Origin of the sequence: Parabacteroides caeci (assembly GCF_023656795.1) — a bacterium.
GTDB lineage: Bacteria > Bacteroidota > Bacteroidia > Bacteroidales > Tannerellaceae > Parabacteroides > Parabacteroides segnis.
Genome location: NZ_JAMOKT010000039.1, coordinates 1 through 19366, shown reverse-complemented (window position 1 = coordinate 19366; position 19366 = coordinate 1). Strand labels below are relative to the sequence as shown.

Sequence of the window (19366 nt, the reverse complement as noted above, 5' to 3'; positions counted from 1 at the left end):
CTCTTCCAGCACAAGCAGGCTGTTATTTCTTCACCCACCGATCCAGCCATTCAAAGAATGTGCGCTGCCAGAGTACACCGTTCTGCGGTTTCAATACCCAGTGGTTTTCATCCGGATAGATTAACAATTCAGCAGGAACACCGCGTAGCACGGCTGCATTGAAGGCCGCCATTCCCTGACCGGCAAGGATACGATAGTCTTTTTCTCCGTGGATACACAAGATTGGCGTATCCCATTTGTCTACGAATAAATGCGGAGAGTTGGCAAATGTGCGTTGTGCCACCGGATTATTCTTTTCCCAGTAAGCGCCGCCCATATCCCAGTTGGCAAACCACATTTCTTCCGTTTCCAGATATTGCATTTCCATATTGAAGATACCGTCATGGGCAATGAATGCTTTGAAACGTTTGTCATGATGACCGGCTAACCAGTAAACGGAGAAACCTCCGAAGCTGGCTCCGACACAACCCAAACGATCGTTATCCACATACGGTTCTTTCGCCATTTCATCAATAGCCGTGAAATAGTCTTTCATACACTGACCACCGTAATCACCGCTGATTTGTTCGTTCCATTCCATGCCGAAGCCCGGAAGACCGCGACGGTTCGGAGCGACAATGATATAATCGTTAGCCGCCATAATCTGGAAGTTCCAACGATAAGACCAGAACTGGCTGACCGGACTTTGTGGGCCACCTTCGCAGAACAGCAAAGTCGGATATTTCTTGTTCGGATCGAAATTAGGCGGATAGATTACCCAGGTCAACATTTGCTTACCATCGGTTGTCTTCATCCAGCGTCCTTCTACCTTACCCATGGTCAGCTGGTCGTAAATCTGCTTGTTTTCAGTAGTCAGCTGAGCTACCTTATTATTATCGGCCAGGTCGATAGAATAGATTTCATCGCCCATACTCATAGAGTGGCGCTTAACAATCAACTTGTTTTCTCCCAGCAAGTTCACTGAATCATAATCATACGTACCGGAAGTAAGCTGAGTCAGTTTATTGCCGTTGTCCAGTTCTATCTTATATACCTGCGATTCACCATGCCATACTCCCGTAAAGTAAAGCGTACGGGCATCGGCACTCCAACAAAAACCGTCTACATTTGAATCGAAGTCCTTGCTGACAAATGTCTTTTCGCCCGTCTCCAGATTCATAACCATCAGGCGGTTCTGATCCGATTCATACCCGTCGCGTTCCATACTCTGCCAGGCAATATATTTACCGTCAGGCGAATACTGCGGATTGGTATCGTATCCCATAATACCTTCGCTGATATTTACGGTCTGCTTGGTATTCAGGTCATATACATAAATATCCGAATTAGTGGAAAGAGCATATTCCTTACCGGTCTTCTTACGGGAAGTGTATGCAATCTTATCGGAGGTCGTATTCCAGGCCAGCTGCTCGATACCACCGAAAGGTTTCATCGGTGATTCGTACGGTTCACCTTCCAACACATCAATCGGACTGCCGACCTTATTTCCGTCAAAATCAGCAATAAACGGATGGGGAGCTGTCGTTACCCATTCATCCCAATGCTTATACATCAAATCCGTCACAATGATACCGCTGGCTTTGTCCAAATCCGGATACTTGTCTTTTGTGCTCGGAACCGTCTTTACCTGCGAAATAAACAAAACCTTCTTTTCATCCGGAGAGAAAGCGAAGCCTTCGATATCGCCGTCATAATCGGACAACTGCTTCCGTCCGGTTCCGTCCGGATTCATTTCCCAAAGCTGGCTGCTTCCGCTTTCGCCGGAAAGGAAAGCAATCTTTGTGCCCCCTTTAATCCAGGTTGCTTCATTTTCAGAAAAGGAAGTGTGGGTAATCTGTTTGTTATCAGTACCATCGGCGTTCATGACGAACACTTCACGGTTGCTGCTGTTGAGAGGTACACTGTAATAAGCTACCGTGTAAACTACTTTCTGTCCGTCGGGCGAAACATTCATGCCGCCGATACGTCCCATGGCCCAAAGCGCCTCGGGCGTCATCCGACCGTCGGCAATCTTGATTTCCGAACGTCCGATAACTGGCTTTGTGTCTTCTGCTTTCTTAGCTTCCTGATTACAAGCACCTAGTAATACGGATGTTGCCATAACCATTGTTGCAATAGATTTATTCATGTACATTATAATATATTATATTCTGTGTGCGAAATTAGTAAATATAATTTATATCTTTGCACAAGTAATTTAAGAACTGAACAGTATGAATAAGATTTGGTTATTTGGAGCCGCTATAAGTATGGTATTAGCATTCGGCTCATGTAAACCTAAACAGAGTGCTTATAAGGCTGCTTACGAACAAGCCAAAGAAAAAGAGTCTACAGCTCCTGTTGAGGTAGTAGAACAAGAAGAAGAGATTGTTGAAGAGGTTGCCCCGGTTTCCAAACCCAGAACTTCTACAGCAACGACTCGCTCGGAAAGAATCAGCGCTGCACAAGGCGAAGACGCCAGCCGTCTGAAACGTTACAGTGTGGTTATCGGTAGCTTCAAGAACAAGACAAATGCTTACTCTTTGAAAGAACGTATGCAGAATGCAGGCTACAACGCTGTATTAGGTGAAAACGAACAAGGCATGTTGCGTGTAATCGTTGCCAGCTTCGATGATAAAGCTGATGCTGCCGACAGTCGCGATGCTATCAAAGCTAAATATGCACCTGATTTCCAGGATGCCTGGTTGTTGGAAAGACAATACTAATAAGACGTCTGTTAGTAAAACAGGCAAACATTATTATCGATACATGAAAAGGGATATCCTTCGGGATAATCCCTTTTTATGTTTTCTCCTTAACACACAAAAAGGCCCGGCAATGCCGGACCTTTTAATCAACCTAAATTAAAAACCTAAAACTAACCATCTTTTTGCCTTAAACAATTAACCTATACATATATGAGTTTCTTCTATTTCTTATTCGTAAGCCGGCCATGCTCCCTTATGGGAACAAACAAAAGCCGATATTTTTACAGCACATTCGTGGGCTTCTCTCAATGTCTGCCCTTTCAATAACGACATCACCAAGGCTGCCGAAAAAGCATCTCCTGCTCCTACCGTATCCGCTACATCCACTTTTGGAGTAGCTAAGGTAGAGACTTCGTCGGGGGTGTAAACCGTACTGTAATCAGCACCCGCCGTCAGAACAACCATTCGCAGGTTATAGTTCTCCATAAACCAATTAGCCACCTCTTCTTCGGTTCCTTTCAAACCGAACAGGTTTTTCAGCTCCGACATTTCATCATCATTCATTTTCAGTACGTTCGCTAGGTACAGAGATTCTTCAATCAATACCTTATTATAATAATGTTGCCGCAGGTTAATATCAAACAACCGGTACGCCGAATCGGGAGCAAACGAAAGAATAGCCTGAATCGTTTCACGGGATTGTTGACAACGCTGTCCCAAAGCACCGAAGCAGATAGCATCCGCACGTTCTGCCAGGTCTACTGCATCGGAGGTAGGCGACATATGATCCCAGGCTACACGTTCCGTTATTGTATAATGGGGAATACCGTCATCCTCTATATCCACATGTACCGTTCCTGTAGGATATGGCAACTTTTCTATTAAATACTGAATTTTGTACTTATTCAGTTCGCTCAATATATCCCTTCCGTTATCATCATCACCAATGGCACTGATAGCATACCCTTCCGCTCCCAAACGGGAAGCATGGTAAACAAAATTAATCGGTGCGCCGCCTGCCGTCTTACCCGTGGGAAGCAAATCCCAAAGAAGTTCGCCAATACCGACCACTACCGGTTTTTTATTTTGTTGCTTCATCTGTTCCATGATGTAGTAATTCTTTGTAATACGAGATTTTTGTTCCTTATGTTGATGATGCAAAACTAAGGAACGAAACAGAAGCAGACGATAACGGATGCTACAAAAAGGATAACATTCGTTACATAAAAGGTTTATTTTCAACAGGCTTATATTGTCGTTACATAAATGTAACGAGTGTTATCCTTTCTCCTGATATTCGGTTGGTGTAATATTATACACCGCCTTAAAGCATTTGGAGAAATAAGGAGGGGAACTGAAACCGGTTGCATAAGCGGCCTCATTGACATTACAGTCTTTCTGACGCAACAAGGCAGCGGCTTGCTTCAAACGGTAGTTACGGAGGAAATCGGTAGGCGTCACTCCTGTCAGTTCTTTTACTTTCCGGTAGAGATGCACACGCGACAGGCCTAGCATTTCACTCGCTTTTTCGATACTGAAGTTTGAATCCGGATAAGATTCCTCAATCAATGCCATGAACTTGCGCATAAACAATTCGTCCATACTTTCCGCCTTATCCGTTTTCAATCCGGAAGCGGCAGGCGATTGAAGTTCCTGGGCAAATGCATTCCTCAGCCGGGCACGTTCTTCCAGCAGACGGACGATACGGAGTTTTACTTCTTCAATATTAAACGGTTTCTGGATAAACTCATCGGCACCGCTGGCAATACCATACATCCGCTGTTTATCATCGGAAAGGGCGGTGAGCAATATAACCGGTATATGGCTGAAAACAATATCCGATTTAATCCGCTTACACAATTCATAGCCATTCATTTCGGGCATCATCACGTCACTGATTACCAGCGACACATTTTCTTTTGCCAGTATATCCACTGCCACCCGACCATTCTCTGCCGCCAGGATACGGAAATTCGGTTTCAGTTCTTTTTGCAGATACGCATTAATATCCGGATCGTCTTCAACAATCAGGATCGTATAATCGTAGGTACGGTTTACAATCTCATCCATTTCACGGGTATCCAGATTAGCCACGCCGCTCGACAATTCTGTCACGGAAGGCGCAAACACACAGGATTCATCAAAGTGAGATTTTCCTTTGGGCAACTCGACAAAAAAGACGGTACGTTTCCCCGGTTCACTTTCCACACGGATACTTCCTTTATGCATACCGACAAACTCATGAGTCAGGTGCAGGCCGATTCCCGTCCCGGTAAGATGGTCGGCGGTAAAAAACTGATCGAAAACGGAAGACAGGTTCTGCGGTTGGATTCCTTTCCCATTATCTTCTACCGAAAGGATAACATATCCCGCATGATCCTGCAAACGAATTGTGACGGTTCCTCCGTCGGGTGTAAATTTAAAGGCATTCGACAACAGATTGGCCAGTATCTTTTCCATCTTATCCGTATCCACCCACAACATTACGGAAGAGACATCATGTTGAAACGAGTATTGTATCTGTTTGCTCTGTGCCATATTATCGAAATAGGAACTGACATCTTCGATAAAGGTAATCAGATCTATTTCCGTCACCCGCATATCCATCTTGTTACTTTCTACCTTACGGAAGTCGAGCAGCTGGCTGACAACACGTTTCAGGCGGTCGGCATTCTTCTTTATGATATGTATGTCGTCGGCAAGCGGAGAATCGGGAGGCAACTCTTTCGATAGCTTATTCAATGGCCCGAGTATCAGTGTCAGCGGTGTTTTGATCTCATGGGACACATTCGTGAAGAACTGGAGCTTGCGGGTAGTAGCCTGTTCGATCTTCCGGTTGGCAATAGCCAGTTCTTCGCGTTGTTGTTCCACTTGTATATTGGTTCGCTTCAACTCATGGTTCTTACGCTGTACCTTGCGGAAGATGTGTATTACATAAAGAGCCAGTAGGCCCACTACTCCCAGCAACAACAGGATCAAACCGACTGAATTTTGTAAAAAACGGTATTCTGAAAGCATCTCTTCCAGATTATTCCGCTGTTTCTCGATCTGTTCTTGATAATCAGCCAACTGTTCAGTCTGCAAATATAATGTACCGGCATTCTCCTTGTCGATCAGGGCCGATGTCAGTGCATATTGTTTGGAAACAGGCTGCCCGTTCAGTATCTGCCAGGCAACCTTTATCGCGGTAGTCCCTCCGGTCGGATATACGAAAGAGGCAGTCAGATAGCCGTTACTTACCGCTTCAATTCCTTTTCCTTTCCCCGGCAAAGCATCTATGCCGATAAACTTTATCCTTTTTACTGCCAGCGGATCTATTTCCATAATAGCTTCCCGCGCAGCCAAAGCCATCACATCGTTATGTGCATACACGATATCAATATCATCAAACAGGCCGAGTGCAGCTATATTCTCTTTTGTTTCTTTCGAATGCCAACGCCCGTAAACAGTTTTCAGAATCACATTATCATTATGAATAAGGGCATCACTAAAACCGTTATGTCTGTCGCGGGCAGAAGAAGAACCTTCGCGCCCCCACACTTCGACAATCGTTGTCTTCTCTTTCTTCAACAATGAATTGATAAACAATCCGGCTGCACGGCCAATCTCATAATTGTCCGCACCGATAAAAGTCGTATATTCTTCCGAATAAATCTTCCGGTCTATTATAATAGTAGGAATCCCCGCCCGGAAAGCCTCTACGGCTGCGGTTGTGACAGGCTCCGATTCGTTGGCAGATATAATGACAAGGTCTACCCGTTGTTTGATAAACTCACGTATCTGTTTGATCTGAGTGTCATTGTCTTCACCGGCATCTTTTATTTGCAGAGTCAGTCCGGGATACTCAGAAGCTTTTACCTGCATATCCAGCATCATCGCCTTCCGCCAGCTATCATTGATAGAACTATGGGAAACGCCCACAACAAATTTCTTTTCTCCTTCCTGTTTACAGGATATTGTTAGAGACAAGATACATATCAACAGACAAAAGCGGTATATAATGGGTTTCATGAAGCAGCCGATTTTCAGGGTTTCGTACAAAAGTACGGATTATCGGCATAACAGACAAAATTTATTTTGTACATTCGTCCCTCAAATAATTGTTGCATAACATGAAAATAATAAATAAACAACTACTCGACGAGACCAGCGAACGTGCCAAACAGTCACCTCGTCTGCGCATGAATTACAACTTCCATGAACAACTGGACGATCCTGTAAACCGTCTGCTGAATGCCATGGAGCCGAATACTTATATCCGCCCTCACCGTCATCTGAATCCGGATAAAGACGAAATTTTCCTGCTGCTCCGTGGGAAAGCCATGCTATTTATCTTTGATAATGACGGAAATATCACAGAAAAACTTCTGCTCGACCCGCTTGCCGGATCGTATGGCGCAGAAATCAAACCCGGTATCTGGCATAGCCTGCTCGTATTGGAATCGGGAACAGTTATTTATGAAGTGAAGCCAGGGCCTTTCGCGCCTTTACATCCTGAGAATATGGCTCCGTGGAGTCCGGAACCGGATGACGAAAAAGGTATCAAAGAATATCTGATTTATCTATCCTCGCAAATCGAATAAAATCCGCTATAAAATGAAAAATTCCCGTATAATCAGACAAACCGGAAAGCGATTGGTTGCATTGACAGCCTTTCTGCTCTGTACTTTCATAGCTTCCTCACACATCAATTCACCGGAAGAAAATACTTATCCGACAACAGAAAGGCTTTTCCATATCGCCCGGAGTGTCAATAAAAATCTGGTCTGCTATGATGTTAATCTGGAAAACGGCAAATTGAATACCAAAACGCCCCTCAATGTCTATTGGGTAAACCGGGAAGAACGACCGGGGGAAACAAACAGTTTAAGCTACTTCCAACGAAAAATGGCATACGGCTATAAACTGGTTTCGGAAGGGAATGATTCCAGCGAAGTTACTTTGAGCGCATATCCGGATAAAAAGCTGACTATTTGCAAAAAAGACTCCAAATATGTATGCCTGACAACAATCGAAAACCATCCGGCGATACTTGAGTCACTATATGTCAAAGCGAAGTCCGGCAATCCTCTAAGTGTAGAATATGTCGAGTTGCAGGGAGTGGCTACAGATACAGGGACAAAAGTGACCGAAAGAGTAAAGAAATAAAAAAGGGACTGTGTCAAAATCCTGTTTCGTCATGGCGGATCAAGTCCGGGATGACAGGACAATGAATTTTGACGCAACCCCTTTTACTTTATTTACAAAGTTCCTTATACCAACTTGTGAATAACCAGTCCCGAACGCAATTTCGGTTCGAACCAGGTTGTCTTAGGCGGCATGATATTTCCGGTATCGGCAATATCCATCAATTGCTTCATAGTAACCGGATACAAGGCCAGGGCCACTTTCATTTCTCCGCTGTCGACACGGCGTTTCAACTCACCCAAACCACGGATACCTCCGACAAAATCTATACGTTTATCCGAACGCAGGTCTTTGATTCCCAACACTTCATCCAGAATCAGGTTTGAAGAAATTGTAACATCCAGGACTCCAATCGGATCATTATCATTATAGGTACCCGGTTTAGCTGTCAATGAATACCATTTGTTTCCCAAGTAAAGAGAGAAGTTATGCAGACCAGTTGGTTTGTATATCTCCGTTCCTTTATCTTCTACAAGAAAGTTTGCAGCCAGCTTTGCCAGAAATTCCTCTTCGGTAAGTCCGTTCAAATCCTTCACCACACGGTTATAATCGATAATAGTCAACTGATTTGCCGGGAAGCATACAGCCATGAAATAGTTGTATTCTTCATCTCCGCGGTGATTCGGATTTTGTTTGGCTTTTTCCGCCCCCACCAAAGCTGCTGCCGCAGAACGGTGGTGTCCGTCAGCTATATACAAAGAAGGCATAGCTTCAAACAGTTCAGTAATACGAGTAATATCATTATCATCATTGATGATCCAGAACGTATGACCGAAACCATCCAGTTCGGCTACAAAATCATATTCAGGAGCGTTTGCCGTATATTTCTTTACGATAGCATCCAACTCGGCATTGTCAGGGTAAGCAAAGAAAACCGGTTCGATATTAGCATTGTTGACACGCACATGTTTCATGCGGTCTTCTTCCTTATCACGACGAGTCAACTCATGTTTCTTAATATTCCCCTTCAGATAATCATCCACATAGGCACAAACTACCAACCCATATTGTGTACGTCCGTTTATCGTTTGGGCATATACGTAATATTGTTCTTTCTGATCCTGAACCAACCAGCCGTTATCCTGAAATTTCCGGAAATTCTCCGCTGCTTTTTCATAGACAGCTGGATCATGCTCGTCTGTTCCTACCGGAAAATCAATTTCCGGCTTGATTATATGATATAATGATTTTTCATTTCCTTTCGCTTCTTCGCGTGCTTCTTCCGAGTTCAACACATCATAAGGACGCGAAGCAACTTCCTTTATTAAATCTTTCGGCGGACGAATGCCTTTAAAAGGTTTAATTTTTGCCATGGTAGTAGATTTATTTATTGACTCTAAACTTTTCGTTACCGTTCTGCAAGAAATCAACGATTTGTTTTGCAGCAGCAATACCGGCATTGATGTTGGCCTCAGCAGTCTGGGCACCCATCTTTTTCGGTGTACCGAAATAGCGGTCCGGATATTTGGCAGCCAGGTCTGCATCGATAGCCGGTTTGATATCCGTGATATATTTAAAGTCAGGACGTTCTTCCAGCATCTTTGCCAAACCGGCTTCGTCGATCACCTCCTTACGGGCTGTGTTTACTACGATAGCGCCTTTAGGCATAGAGTTCATCAATTCAAAATTGATAGAACCTTTTGTTTCGGCTGTAGCCGGGATATGAAGAGATACGATCTGGCAAGCCTTGAACAGGTCGGCAGTGGAAGCAACCGCTTTTACACCATCTTTTTCAATCACTTCTGCCGGACAGAATGCATCATAAGCATATACATCCATATCGAAACCTTTTGCAATACGGGCTACATTACGTCCCACATTACCATAAGCCAGGATACCCAGCTTCTTGCCCATCAATTCTGTTCCGGAAGTTCCGTTATAGAAGTTTCTGACAGCATATACCAACATACCGAAAACAAGTTCGGCAACCGCATTGGAATTCTGTCCCGGCGTATTCATTACACACACATTGTGGGCAGTGGCAGCAACCAGATCCACATTGTCATAACCGGCACCGGCACGAACCACAATCTTTAATTCTTTGGCAGCATCCAACACCGGAGCATCAATGATATCACTACGGATAATCACCGCATTGGCATCTTTCACAGCATCCAGCAATTGAGCTTTGTCCGTATATTTTTCCAGAAGAGCCAGTTCATAACCTGCACCTTCAACAACTTCACGGATACCTTTCACTGCTATCGCAGCGAAAGGTTTATCGGTAGCAACTAATACTTTTGTCATGATCAATGCTGTTTTTCAAATTCTTTCATTGTAGCAACCAACGCTTCCACACTGCTCTTCGGCATTGCATTATAAAGAGAAGCACGGAATCCGCCCACTGAACGGTGCCCTTTGATACCTACCATACCGGCAGCAGAAGCAAATTTATTGAATTCGTCTTCCAACTCCTTATATTCATCGTTCATTACGAAGCAAACGTTCATGATAGAACGGTCTTCTACGGCAGCAGTACCTTTGAACAATTTGTTACGGTCGATTTCATCATACAGGATAGCTGCTTTTTCAAGATTCATCTTTTCAATAACAGCAACACCACCTAACTCCTTATACCATTTCAATGTCTGCAAAGCGGCAAAGATCGGGAACACAGGAGGCGTGTTGAACATAGAGTCCTTCTTTATATGTGTATTGTAATTCAGCATTGTAGGAATAGCACGGTCTACATGTCCTAAAGCATCTGTACGGACAATAGCCAATGTTACACCAGCAGGAGCCAGATTTTTCTGTGCACCGGCATAAATTACATCATATTTAGAGATATCGATCGGACGGGAGAAAATATCAGAAGACATATCGGATACCAGACGTACATTCAGATCGGGATCATAACGCATTTCCGTACCATAGATCGTATTATTAGATGTAAAATGGAAATAGTCTGAATCTTCTGCAACTGTATAATCTTTCGGAATATAAGTATAGTTCGCCTCTTTTGAAGATGCTACAACATCAACATCTCCGAATAATTTAGCTTCCTTGATCGCATTAGAGGCCCATGTCCCCGTATCCAGATAAGAAGCTTTTTTGTTCAACAAGTTGAAAGGAACCATACAAAACTGCATGCTGGCACCACCACCCAGAAATACAACCTCGTAACCAGCCGGCACATCCAGTAACTCTTTGATCAAAGCTCTGGCCTCGTCGTTTACTGCAACAAATTCTTTACCTCTATGAGATACTTCAAGAATTGATAACCCTGTACCTGCGAAATTTTCAACAGCTGCTGCTGCATTCTTAATCGTGTATTCGCTCAGAATAGAAGGTCCTGCAGAAAAATTGTGCTTCTTCATATCAATTTCTTTTTAATGTTATATATTATTTAAGTAACGTATTTTTCGAAAACAGGCGGCTAATGTACGAATTTAATTGAAATTTGAAAACTGAATAGTGAAAATTATTAGCAAAAAGCCACTTTTTCCACTCATCCGACAACTTTATTCCAGTTAATCATCAATTTTCAATTATTAATTGTCAATAATCAAAACCGGTCTCCCCATAATTTCCTCATATGTTCGACCAGTTTTTGCTCAGCCGGATTATTTTGCCCTTTCCAAAAGTGCTGATCCTGTACTTCCTTAGGCAAATATACCTGTTCAACAAAGTTGTTTTTATAATCATGTGCGTATTTATATTCCTTCCCATAATCCAACTCCTTCATCAAAGTCGTCGGAGCATTCCGCAAATGAAGCGGAACCGGGAGGTTACCCGTACGTTCAACCAATGCCAATGCGTCATTTATCGCCATATAAGCCGAATTACTTTTAGGGCTACAAGCCAGATAAACCGTAGTTTCCGCCAATATAATCCGTCCTTCCGGCCAACCGATCTTTTTCAAGGCATCAAAACAGGCATTCGCCAGCAATAACGCATTCGGATTAGCCAATCCTACATCTTCCGAAGCAGAGATAACCAACCTGCGGGCAATAAATTCAGGGTCCTCCCCTCCTGCCACCATACGGGCCAGCCAATAAATAGCTCCATCCGGATCGCTCCCCCTGATCGATTTGATAAAAGCTGAAATAATATCATAATGCATCTCTCCGCCTTTATCATAAGCTGCCGGATTTTCCTGTAACCGGTCAACGACTTTTTGATCCGTTATCTCGATCTCATCCGTTTCTTCTGCCGAAATAACCAGCTCCAATATGTTGAGCAGCTTCCGGGCATCTCCGCCGGAATAACGCAGCATGGCATCTGTCTCTTTCAGGACAATATCTTTATCCTTCAGTACGATATCCTCTTTAATCGCCTTATTTAATAATGTAAGCAAATCATTTTTATCCAATGATTTCAGTACATACACCTGACATCTGGACAAGAGCGGACGGATCACTTCGAAAGAAGGGTTTTCCGTTGTAGCTCCAATCAACGTCACCACACCCGTTTCCACCGCATTCAGCAAGGAATCTTGCTGGGATTTGCTGAAACGATGTATTTCATCAATAAACAATATAGGAGATACGGTATTAAAAAAGCGATTGCTTTTCGCTTTTTCAATCACATCACGCACATCCTTCACACCCGAATTAATAGCACTCAATGCATAGAAAGGAGCCTCCAGCTTATTGGAAATGATCTGTGCCAATGTTGTTTTGCCAACACCCGGCGGTCCCCAAAGAATAAAGGAAGGGACACGACCTGCATCTATCATTTTCCTTAACACGGCTCCTTGCCCTACAAGGTGTTTTTGTCCGATATAATCATCCAACGTTTTCGGACGTAATCTCTCTGCTAAAGGTTGATTCATCATGCAGACAAAAGTCGGATATTTTATTTACTTTTCAAAGTATAACCAGCTGAAAAATTCACTTACAAATAAATGTTTGAGAACAGAATTCCACAACAAAAAGAAAGTCATAAAGAGCCAAAACCGGAGTAGCACTCCCAGCAGACTAACATTTTGTCAATAAAAACATTAGAGAACTCAGAAAATTCCTCATAATCTCCTCACGTTCCCTAATGCCCTTATCCAATATCATTTAATATTTGACAAACTCGAAAGATCACGTACTACTGTCATATCCATAATATTACTGTATATCTCCGTCGTACGTACACTTTTATGCCCTAAAAGCTTCTGTACAGTTGTTATATTCGCGCCATTATATAATAATAACGTAGCATTCGTATGACGGGCGGTATGGAAAGATACTTTCTTATCTATATTCGCCATTTTACAAATCCGACGGAGTTGTTTGTTCACATTCGAATTTGAAGAAGCCGGCATATCGAACAAGGTCCACGGATTATTCTTATAACGTTCATAAATCGGAAGAGATTTTCCGTCAAACAATAAGAACAAGGGCAAACGAACATTGACATCCGTTTTGATAGATGAATAGATTAACCAAACCTTATCATCAATAATGAGAAAGTTCTCCCTCGTGATACTGACTATATCCGAAAAACGAAGTCCGGTATAGCAACTGAACAGGAACATGTCCAATGTCCGTTGTAATGTCCTGCGCCCTTTCAGGTTCAAACTCTCCAATTGCCCCAACTCTTCCGGAGTAAGATGAGTTCTTTTACTTTCCATATATTTGATCTTGTACTTACGGAAAGGATAGCGATGCAAATCAAACAGATCCTTATTGATCGCCAGATTGATGTAACGCTTCAAATGCTTCATATGTTTGGCAATCGTATTCCGGTGATATTTATTTACCAACATATAATGCTCAAGATCGCAAAGGAAATTAAAACTCAAATCATTAAAACTCACATCCGTTTTAAATGAAGAGAGAACCTGCAACGTCGAAAAATGATTCTTCAACGTTGACGGTTTCAGATTACTTTGGGTAATCTCATTTTTCATAAACAGAGAAAAAGAAGTCTGACCTGCTTCAGGTTTCTCTTTCAGATCATTCAACGAAAATTCCTTACCGGTATGTACAATCTCCAATTCCAGCTGTTCTAATTCTGCAATAAAATTAGCCAGATACTGATTTAAAGAGTCCATATTAGGATGGTTCTTCACTGCTTTTCTCTTTGCATCCCACTGGAAAGGCTTGACATAGACCTTTGTCGAAAAATACTTTTTCTGCTTATTCAAGTACGCTTCTACCTGAACCAAAGCTTTACCTTCTGAGTTTAACTGCTTCTTGCGGTTAAATACCAAGTTATAAATTACTTTTTCCATGATATATATTTATTTTCTGAATGAAACACGAAGGAACAATAATTAGTTCTTTCTTATGTCCAAGACAAATTAAAAATTTGTTATTACTTATTTACCGGAGTTCCGAAGAGACAAAATCCCCACCTTGACTTGCCTTAAAAAACAATTGATCCGAATAACTCATTTCTACTATGAGTCTGCAAAGATAAAAGAGACTTACTAATCATAAAAAACAAAAAACAAGAAGAAGCTTTCCGAAATGGATACAAAAAAGCCTTTTTTACTCAATCTGTTCAGAAAGTGAAACACAAAGAATCTATTTTTTTGATGATTGAAAGAAAAAATAAAAAGTGTAGCGTTTACCAATATCCCCATTAAAGAAAACAGTTTTAGCCAAGTTGACAGCCGTGAGTGAAGCATTGAAGAAAAAGAGGAAGCGCCACTCCTCTATACAAAGATAATCAAAGAGTAAGAGTCAAAAGATGAAGAATGACACCTAAATTCATAAAACATAAATTTGTATGAATAAGCAGGAAATGAGAAACGGGTAGACATCCGTTCGCCATTCCCTGCCTATCCGTTGGAAGATAAGCGTATGTTTTTTTTTCCAAAAATACGTACGGCTTTTTCCCTGACTTAGTTGCGCTATCATGCCAGTACTACTATGTCATCTTGCTGGCGTAGTAGTGTCAGTACCATTAACTCTACTATGTGAAGGTGGGTGACACTATAATGCTACCTATTGCATCCTTTACCCCAGACAGATTGAGAGAGATGAATGTAAAAAGAAAGGCTGTACCGTAAAACATAATTACGACACAGCCTTTTATAATTTGTTACCAGTAATTTTATTTACTTATGGTTCATTTTTACCATTCAATCATCAAAAAACCGATTCTGTATATTCTATCATATTCATAATACCCAAAGAGAATCCTTTATCGGATTAATATTGCGGATTCTGAATCAAAATAGAAGGAGCTAAGTCTATCTCTGCTTGCGGAATCGGTAATATTGTACGATAATCATTGTATTTGATTTCTCCGACATATGGATTGACGACAGACTTTTTATTTCTCCAATAATCGAATGACATACTATTTTCTGCCATTAATTCAATACGACGCTCGAACAATATATCATCCAATGTTACACTTTTTACTTCTACATAATCTGAAATACGATTTTTACGCAATGTATTTACATACGAAACTGCATCCCCGTTGGTTTTCAATGCCGCCTCTGCTGCAATCAGGTAAACCTCGGATAAACGTATGATCTTGGGATTGTTTACATAAATATTGTTGTCACGTCCCGGATATTTGGCTGGATATACTCCAGGGTTTGCACCCTCTTCTTGATTATCGATCAAACCAGAACGAATATCTTTAGGATTTGCAATCAAATATTTATACAAATCGCTGGATTCTTCAAAGGCGCATTCTCCATAACCATCAGAAGAACAATAATAACCAACAGCATTACGCTGTGCATTATAGTTGGTAGTGATAGTCATTTCAAACAATGATTCGGTAGTGTAAGTCAATCCCCATGATTTCAAATAATTATCAATTGTATAAAGAGAGTATTCTTTACAAGCGATAACCTCATTTGCATCTTTCAATGCCGCTTCGTTGTTTCCATAATAAAGATTTGCACGAGCACGAAGAGCCAGCGCAGCCCAATAGTTGATATGCCCGTTGTTTGCTTCTTTTGTCAACAAAGGAATAGCCGTATCAAAATCTTTCAAAATCTGGTCGTATGTTTCTTTCAATGTTGTACGTGGAGCAACATATCCAGGTTCATACACTTCAAGAGACAACACAAGCCCCGTATTACCTGCATTAATATCATCGGATATTGTCGGAATCTGGCAAAACATACGAGCCAGATCAAAATGAAGTAATGCGCGCCAAGCATACAACTGACCTTTATAATCATTGAATGTAGCCTCATCTTCTTCTGCCACGACTAAAACATCGGCAGCAGCTAAAGCCTTATTTACATTAGCGATTGCTTTGTAAAAATAATAATAAGCCCAATCAGGAATATCATCTTTTTGAGTAATCGTGTAACGAGATAACGGACCGGCTTGATTGTTATTACTTAATGCTTTAAAATCCGAACCTCTCAAATCGGCATAGATCGCAAAATCGGCACTGTATGTCATACGGTCTTCCGACATCAAATAATAAATTCCATTTACAGCATTGCCAAAATCATCTAATGAAGTAATTGCCTCTTCAACAGGTAGAGATGTTGATGGGTTTTTCTCCAAGAAGTCGCTGCAAGATGTAAATATACTACTGATGAAAGCACCTATTAATAATATCTTTTTCATATACATTTCTTTCTTTTTAATTATAATTCAAAGTTCAAGCCAAACATAAATGATCTTGTCGGCGGTGTATCGACTTGCCGATAACCATTCACATCTACATCCGGGTCAATATAATCGCTCGCACAATAAATCAAGAATGGATTGTTGGCTTTAAAGAATACACGTAGGTTATTGATGTATTTCTTGGAAACAGGAACCTTATAACCGAATGTGATATCACGCATACGAATATTGTTTGTTGATTTAATTGTACGCGAAGAGAAACGGTCTGACCGATATGGGTTGTTATATATCGGTCTCGGGTTGTCTACCACATCACCAGGAGCTTTCCAATAGTTTCCTGCAACCTCTTTTGACACACTGAAGTTTCCGATACGCATACCATCACTCTGTGACAAGAAATAAGCCGGATAATCAAACAAGCTTGCACCGGTTTGGAATGAAATCATAAAAGATAAATCAAAATTCTTATAGACGAACGTATTTGTCATACCACCAATCCAGTCCGGAATAGCTTTCCCTACAATCGTATTTCCGGCTTTTGTGTAATAGTTCGTTACATTGCCATCTTTTACAACCTGACCGTCTACGACCGCATCACGGCTGTTTAATGAAGGATCAATGTAGAATTCTCCTAAACCAGTTTCCGGATTAACCCCTAACCACTGTGGCAGATAGAATGTGTGCATAGATTCTCCTTCGCGGAGCAGATACATGTTACCATCACCATACATGATGTCATTACCTTCAGGCAGCGACTTTATTTTATTATTTTGTTTAGTTACGTTGAAATCGGTAGTCCAAGTAAAATCTTTTGTCTGAATATTGGTAGAGCCGATTGTAAGTTCTATACCGTTATTTTTGATTTTACCAAGATTTTGCCAGTTAGTACTGAAGCCGGTAATATATGAAGTCGGTACTCTAAAGAGCAAATCGGTTGTTGTCTTGTCATAATATTCAAGAGACACATTGACACGATTATATAAGTTCCAGTCAATACCGATATTGAAGTTTTTGGATTTTTCCCAACCCAGATTAGAGTTACCTGCACTACCCCAATAAATAGCACTGGCATCACCATAACCGCCACCAAAAGAGTAAGTAGCCAAATTGGCGTAATAGTCGCTGGGTAAGTTACCATTTGTACCAAAAGAGGCACGTAGTTTCAAATCACTGAATAGAGGATTGTCAGACAAAAAGTCTTCTCCACTAATTCGCCATGCACCAGAAACAGACCAAAAGTTAGCCCAGCGGTTATTCTTTCCTAAGCGAGAAGAACCGTCACGACGGAAACTTCCAGACAGATAATATTTGTTGTCGAAATCATAATTTACATTGGCAAGTACAGACATGATAGACGAACCGTATGTCGAACTTGATACGTTATAAGGTTGTCCGTTTGCCAATTCCGGAAGTTTGTCTGTCGAATATGATTTGGCTGAAGCCACTGTCAGCAACAGACTACGGTCTTCAATTTCGTAACCAACCAATGCACGGATGTTGTGTTTGTCGAAGTTGCCATTGTAATTTAAAGTGGTAGAGGATGTCATTGTCTTATTCGTATAGTCTGTTCGGTATCCTAAACCATTCAAAGAAGCCCCATTTACACTACTCGGCGCCCAAAATTCACGTTCCTTATTATCAATATAGTCATAACCAAAGATAGTCTTGGCAGAGATTCCATAAGGAAGAGAAACTTCCGCTTCAAAATTTGTCATACTTCGTAACATTTCAGAAGTAACCGTTTCTGCGTTAGGACCGGTTGATTCACCTAACATCAGGTTGGGATTTGAAATATTTGATTTCAAACCTGCATTCGGATTATATGAACCGTCTTCCAATTTGTTTACAGCTGTTGGGTCCATAGAATACAGGATAGAAAGAGGAGAGCTTGTCCCCATTCCTTGCTCCTGATCATTTTGGTCGCGAAAACCATTGGTATTTGTAAATGATAACATTTGACGAGCGTTTATGCGTAGCCAATCGAAAGCCTGGTGGTCAATATTGATACGTCCACTATAACGTTCAAAATCACTGCCGGCAACGATACCTTTCGTCTTATTGTATCCGAAACCAGTGTAGAATTTTGTTTTCTCATTACCACCGCTAATAGCGACTTGGTGGTCTGTGATCATACCGTTTCTATATACTTCTTTTTTCCAATCTGTATTAATATCGGAATCATAATTCCAAAAGAAATCAGGCGTATTTTCGTTAGAAAAGGCATTAGCGTCTGCTTCGTTCATGCCGCCTCTGAATATTGCATAGTTCTTGATGCCTTCCCAATAGTATTCTTTTAATTCGGCTGCATTCATCAGGTTGTATTGATTTTTTACTGCCATATTGGTCCAGCCGGTTTCCATATTGTAGGTAATTTTTGTTTTACCTTGTTTACCCTGTTTAGTTGTAATGATTATTACACCGTTGGCAGCACGGGACCCATACAAAGAAGCAGCAGCGGCATCTTTCAGTACCGTTAAGTTTTCAATATCATCCGGATTGATGGATGATAATACGGATTGAGATTTCAACCCGGAGGTGACATCATCATTTACAATGGCGACTCCATCAATGACATACAGAGGCTGGCTGGATGCACTGATCGAACTGATACCACGGATTTGGATTCTTTGGTCAGCACCAGGATCACCGGTTGATCCTCCGACACGAATACCTGCTACTTTCCCTTGTAAAGATTTTACAAAAGACTCTTTTTGTGCTGACAATTCCTCAGATTTGACAACAGAAGCAGATCCGGTGAAAGAAGCCTTTTTCGTAGTACCATACGCGACCACCATCACTTCATCAAGCTGTTGGTTATCACTTTCCAATACAATCTTTAATATTGGCTTAATTACAACCTCTTGGCTTTTCATACCGACGTACGAAATCACCAGAGTCTTTGCAGAACTAAGTCGGCTGTAACACATTGATTGTTAGCTACTTACAAATATTAGGCAATTCGGTTATTTTTACTATAATAAGCTTATTCAATCTCTTTTTATC

At 41.5% G+C, this 19366-nt stretch carries 13 protein-coding genes; 3 read left to right on the top strand and 10 right to left on the bottom strand.

Going from position 1 to position 19366, the window contains the following annotated elements:
• Nucleotides 1–22: 22 nt before the first annotated feature.
• Nucleotides 23–2128 (bottom strand): dipeptidyl-peptidase Dpp5, encoded by a 2106-nt coding sequence (dpp5, locus tag NBH15_RS18255; RefSeq protein ID WP_250823248.1) that lies wholly within the window; start codon nt 2126–2128, stop codon nt 23–25.
• A gap of 85 nt (nt 2129–2213) precedes the next feature.
• Between dpp5 and NBH15_RS18250 the strand changes: the two genes are divergently transcribed.
• Nucleotides 2214–2705: an SPOR domain-containing protein gene (locus NBH15_RS18250; RefSeq protein ID WP_007652658.1), complete on the top strand. Its 492-nt coding sequence runs from the start codon at nt 2214–2216 to the stop codon at nt 2703–2705.
• Nucleotides 2706–2915: 210 nt separating this feature from the next.
• On the opposite strand, the gene NBH15_RS18245 is transcribed toward NBH15_RS18250, so the two are convergent.
• Together NBH15_RS18245 and NBH15_RS18240 are read right to left on the bottom strand one after the other, a co-directional pair.
• Complete coding sequence (locus tag NBH15_RS18245; protein ID WP_250823247.1) at nt 2916–3794, bottom strand: carbohydrate kinase family protein; 879 nt, start codon at nt 3792–3794, stop codon at nt 2916–2918.
• Between the two features lie 171 nt (nt 3795–3965).
• Complete coding sequence (locus tag NBH15_RS18240; RefSeq protein WP_250823246.1) at nt 3966–6698, bottom strand: hybrid sensor histidine kinase/response regulator transcription factor; 2733 nt, start codon at nt 6696–6698, stop codon at nt 3966–3968.
• Nucleotides 6699–6799: 101 nt separating this feature from the next.
• On the opposite strand from NBH15_RS18240, the gene NBH15_RS18235 reads away from it, so the two are divergent.
• Together NBH15_RS18235 and NBH15_RS18230 are read left to right on the top strand one after the other, a co-directional pair.
• On the top strand, nt 6800–7270 hold the full coding sequence (locus NBH15_RS18235) for a WbuC family cupin fold metalloprotein (RefSeq protein ID WP_250823245.1): 471 nt from the start codon (nt 6800–6802) through the stop codon (nt 7268–7270).
• Between the two features lie 13 nt (nt 7271–7283).
• A complete protein-coding gene (locus NBH15_RS18230) occupies nt 7284–7835 on the top strand; it encodes a DUF4833 domain-containing protein (RefSeq protein WP_128134734.1) in 552 nt (183 codons plus the stop codon).
• 104 nt (nt 7836–7939) lie between these two features.
• Here the strand turns inward: NBH15_RS18230 and NBH15_RS18225 are convergent, their stop codons facing one another.
• The 7 genes from NBH15_RS18225 to NBH15_RS18195 all read right to left on the bottom strand — a co-directional run bounded on the left by NBH15_RS18225 (nt 7940) and on the right by NBH15_RS18195 (nt 19290).
• Complete coding sequence (locus tag NBH15_RS18225; RefSeq protein ID WP_250823244.1) at nt 7940–9187, bottom strand: DUF1015 domain-containing protein; 1248 nt, start codon at nt 9185–9187, stop codon at nt 7940–7942.
• 10 nt (nt 9188–9197) lie between these two features.
• A complete protein-coding gene (locus NBH15_RS18220; protein ID WP_128134736.1) occupies nt 9198–10121 on the bottom strand; it encodes an NAD(P)-dependent oxidoreductase in 924 nt (307 codons plus the stop codon).
• A 2-nt stretch (nt 10122–10123) separates the two neighbouring features.
• On the bottom strand, nt 10124–11191 hold the full coding sequence (gene serC / locus NBH15_RS18215) for a 3-phosphoserine/phosphohydroxythreonine transaminase (RefSeq protein ID WP_128134737.1): 1068 nt from the start codon (nt 11189–11191) through the stop codon (nt 10124–10126).
• Nucleotides 11192–11379: 188 nt separating this feature from the next.
• Nucleotides 11380–12651, bottom strand: a complete 1272-nt coding sequence (locus tag NBH15_RS18210) for a replication-associated recombination protein A (RefSeq protein WP_244051243.1) — start codon at nt 12649–12651, stop codon at nt 11380–11382.
• 225 nt (nt 12652–12876) lie between these two features.
• On the bottom strand, nt 12877–14040 hold the full coding sequence (locus tag NBH15_RS18205) for a site-specific integrase (protein WP_128134738.1): 1164 nt from the start codon (nt 14038–14040) through the stop codon (nt 12877–12879).
• Between the two features lie 925 nt (nt 14041–14965).
• Nucleotides 14966–16360, bottom strand: coding sequence for a RagB/SusD family nutrient uptake outer membrane protein (locus NBH15_RS18200; RefSeq protein WP_128134739.1), 1395 nt, complete (start codon nt 16358–16360; stop codon nt 14966–14968).
• A gap of 20 nt (nt 16361–16380) precedes the next feature.
• The gene (locus tag NBH15_RS18195) at nt 16381–19290 is read right to left on the bottom strand and encodes a SusC/RagA family TonB-linked outer membrane protein (protein WP_284706477.1); all 2910 of its coding nucleotides are present in this window, start codon (nt 19288–19290) and stop codon (nt 16381–16383) included.
• Nucleotides 19291–19366 lie beyond the last annotated feature (76 nt).

Coding starts and splice junctions, on each gene's coding strand:
- dpp5 (WP_250823248.1), bottom strand. CDS start 2,128: ATGAATAAATCTATTGCAACAATGGTTATGGCAACATCCGTATTACTA.
- NBH15_RS18250 (WP_007652658.1), top strand. CDS start 2,214: ATGAATAAGATTTGGTTATTTGGAGCCGCTATAAGTATGGTATTAGCA.
- NBH15_RS18245 (WP_250823247.1), bottom strand. CDS start 3,794: ATGGAACAGATGAAGCAACAAAATAAAAAACCGGTAGTGGTCGGTATT.
- NBH15_RS18240 (WP_250823246.1), bottom strand. CDS start 6,698: ATGAAACCCATTATATACCGCTTTTGTCTGTTGATATGTATCTTGTCT.
- NBH15_RS18235 (WP_250823245.1), top strand. CDS start 6,800: ATGAAAATAATAAATAAACAACTACTCGACGAGACCAGCGAACGTGCC.
- NBH15_RS18230 (WP_128134734.1), top strand. CDS start 7,284: ATGAAAAATTCCCGTATAATCAGACAAACCGGAAAGCGATTGGTTGCA.
- NBH15_RS18225 (WP_250823244.1), bottom strand. CDS start 9,187: ATGGCAAAAATTAAACCTTTTAAAGGCATTCGTCCGCCGAAAGATTTA.
- NBH15_RS18220 (WP_128134736.1), bottom strand. CDS start 10,121: ATGACAAAAGTATTAGTTGCTACCGATAAACCTTTCGCTGCGATAGCA.
- serC (WP_128134737.1), bottom strand. CDS start 11,191: ATGAAGAAGCACAATTTTTCTGCAGGACCTTCTATTCTGAGCGAATAC.
- NBH15_RS18210 (WP_244051243.1), bottom strand. CDS start 12,651: ATGATGAATCAACCTTTAGCAGAGAGATTACGTCCGAAAACGTTGGAT.
- NBH15_RS18205 (WP_128134738.1), bottom strand. CDS start 14,040: ATGGAAAAAGTAATTTATAACTTGGTATTTAACCGCAAGAAGCAGTTA.
- NBH15_RS18200 (WP_128134739.1), bottom strand. CDS start 16,360: ATGAAAAAGATATTATTAATAGGTGCTTTCATCAGTAGTATATTTACA.
- NBH15_RS18195 (WP_284706477.1), bottom strand. CDS start 19,290: ATGTGTTACAGCCGACTTAGTTCTGCAAAGACTCTGGTGATTTCGTAC.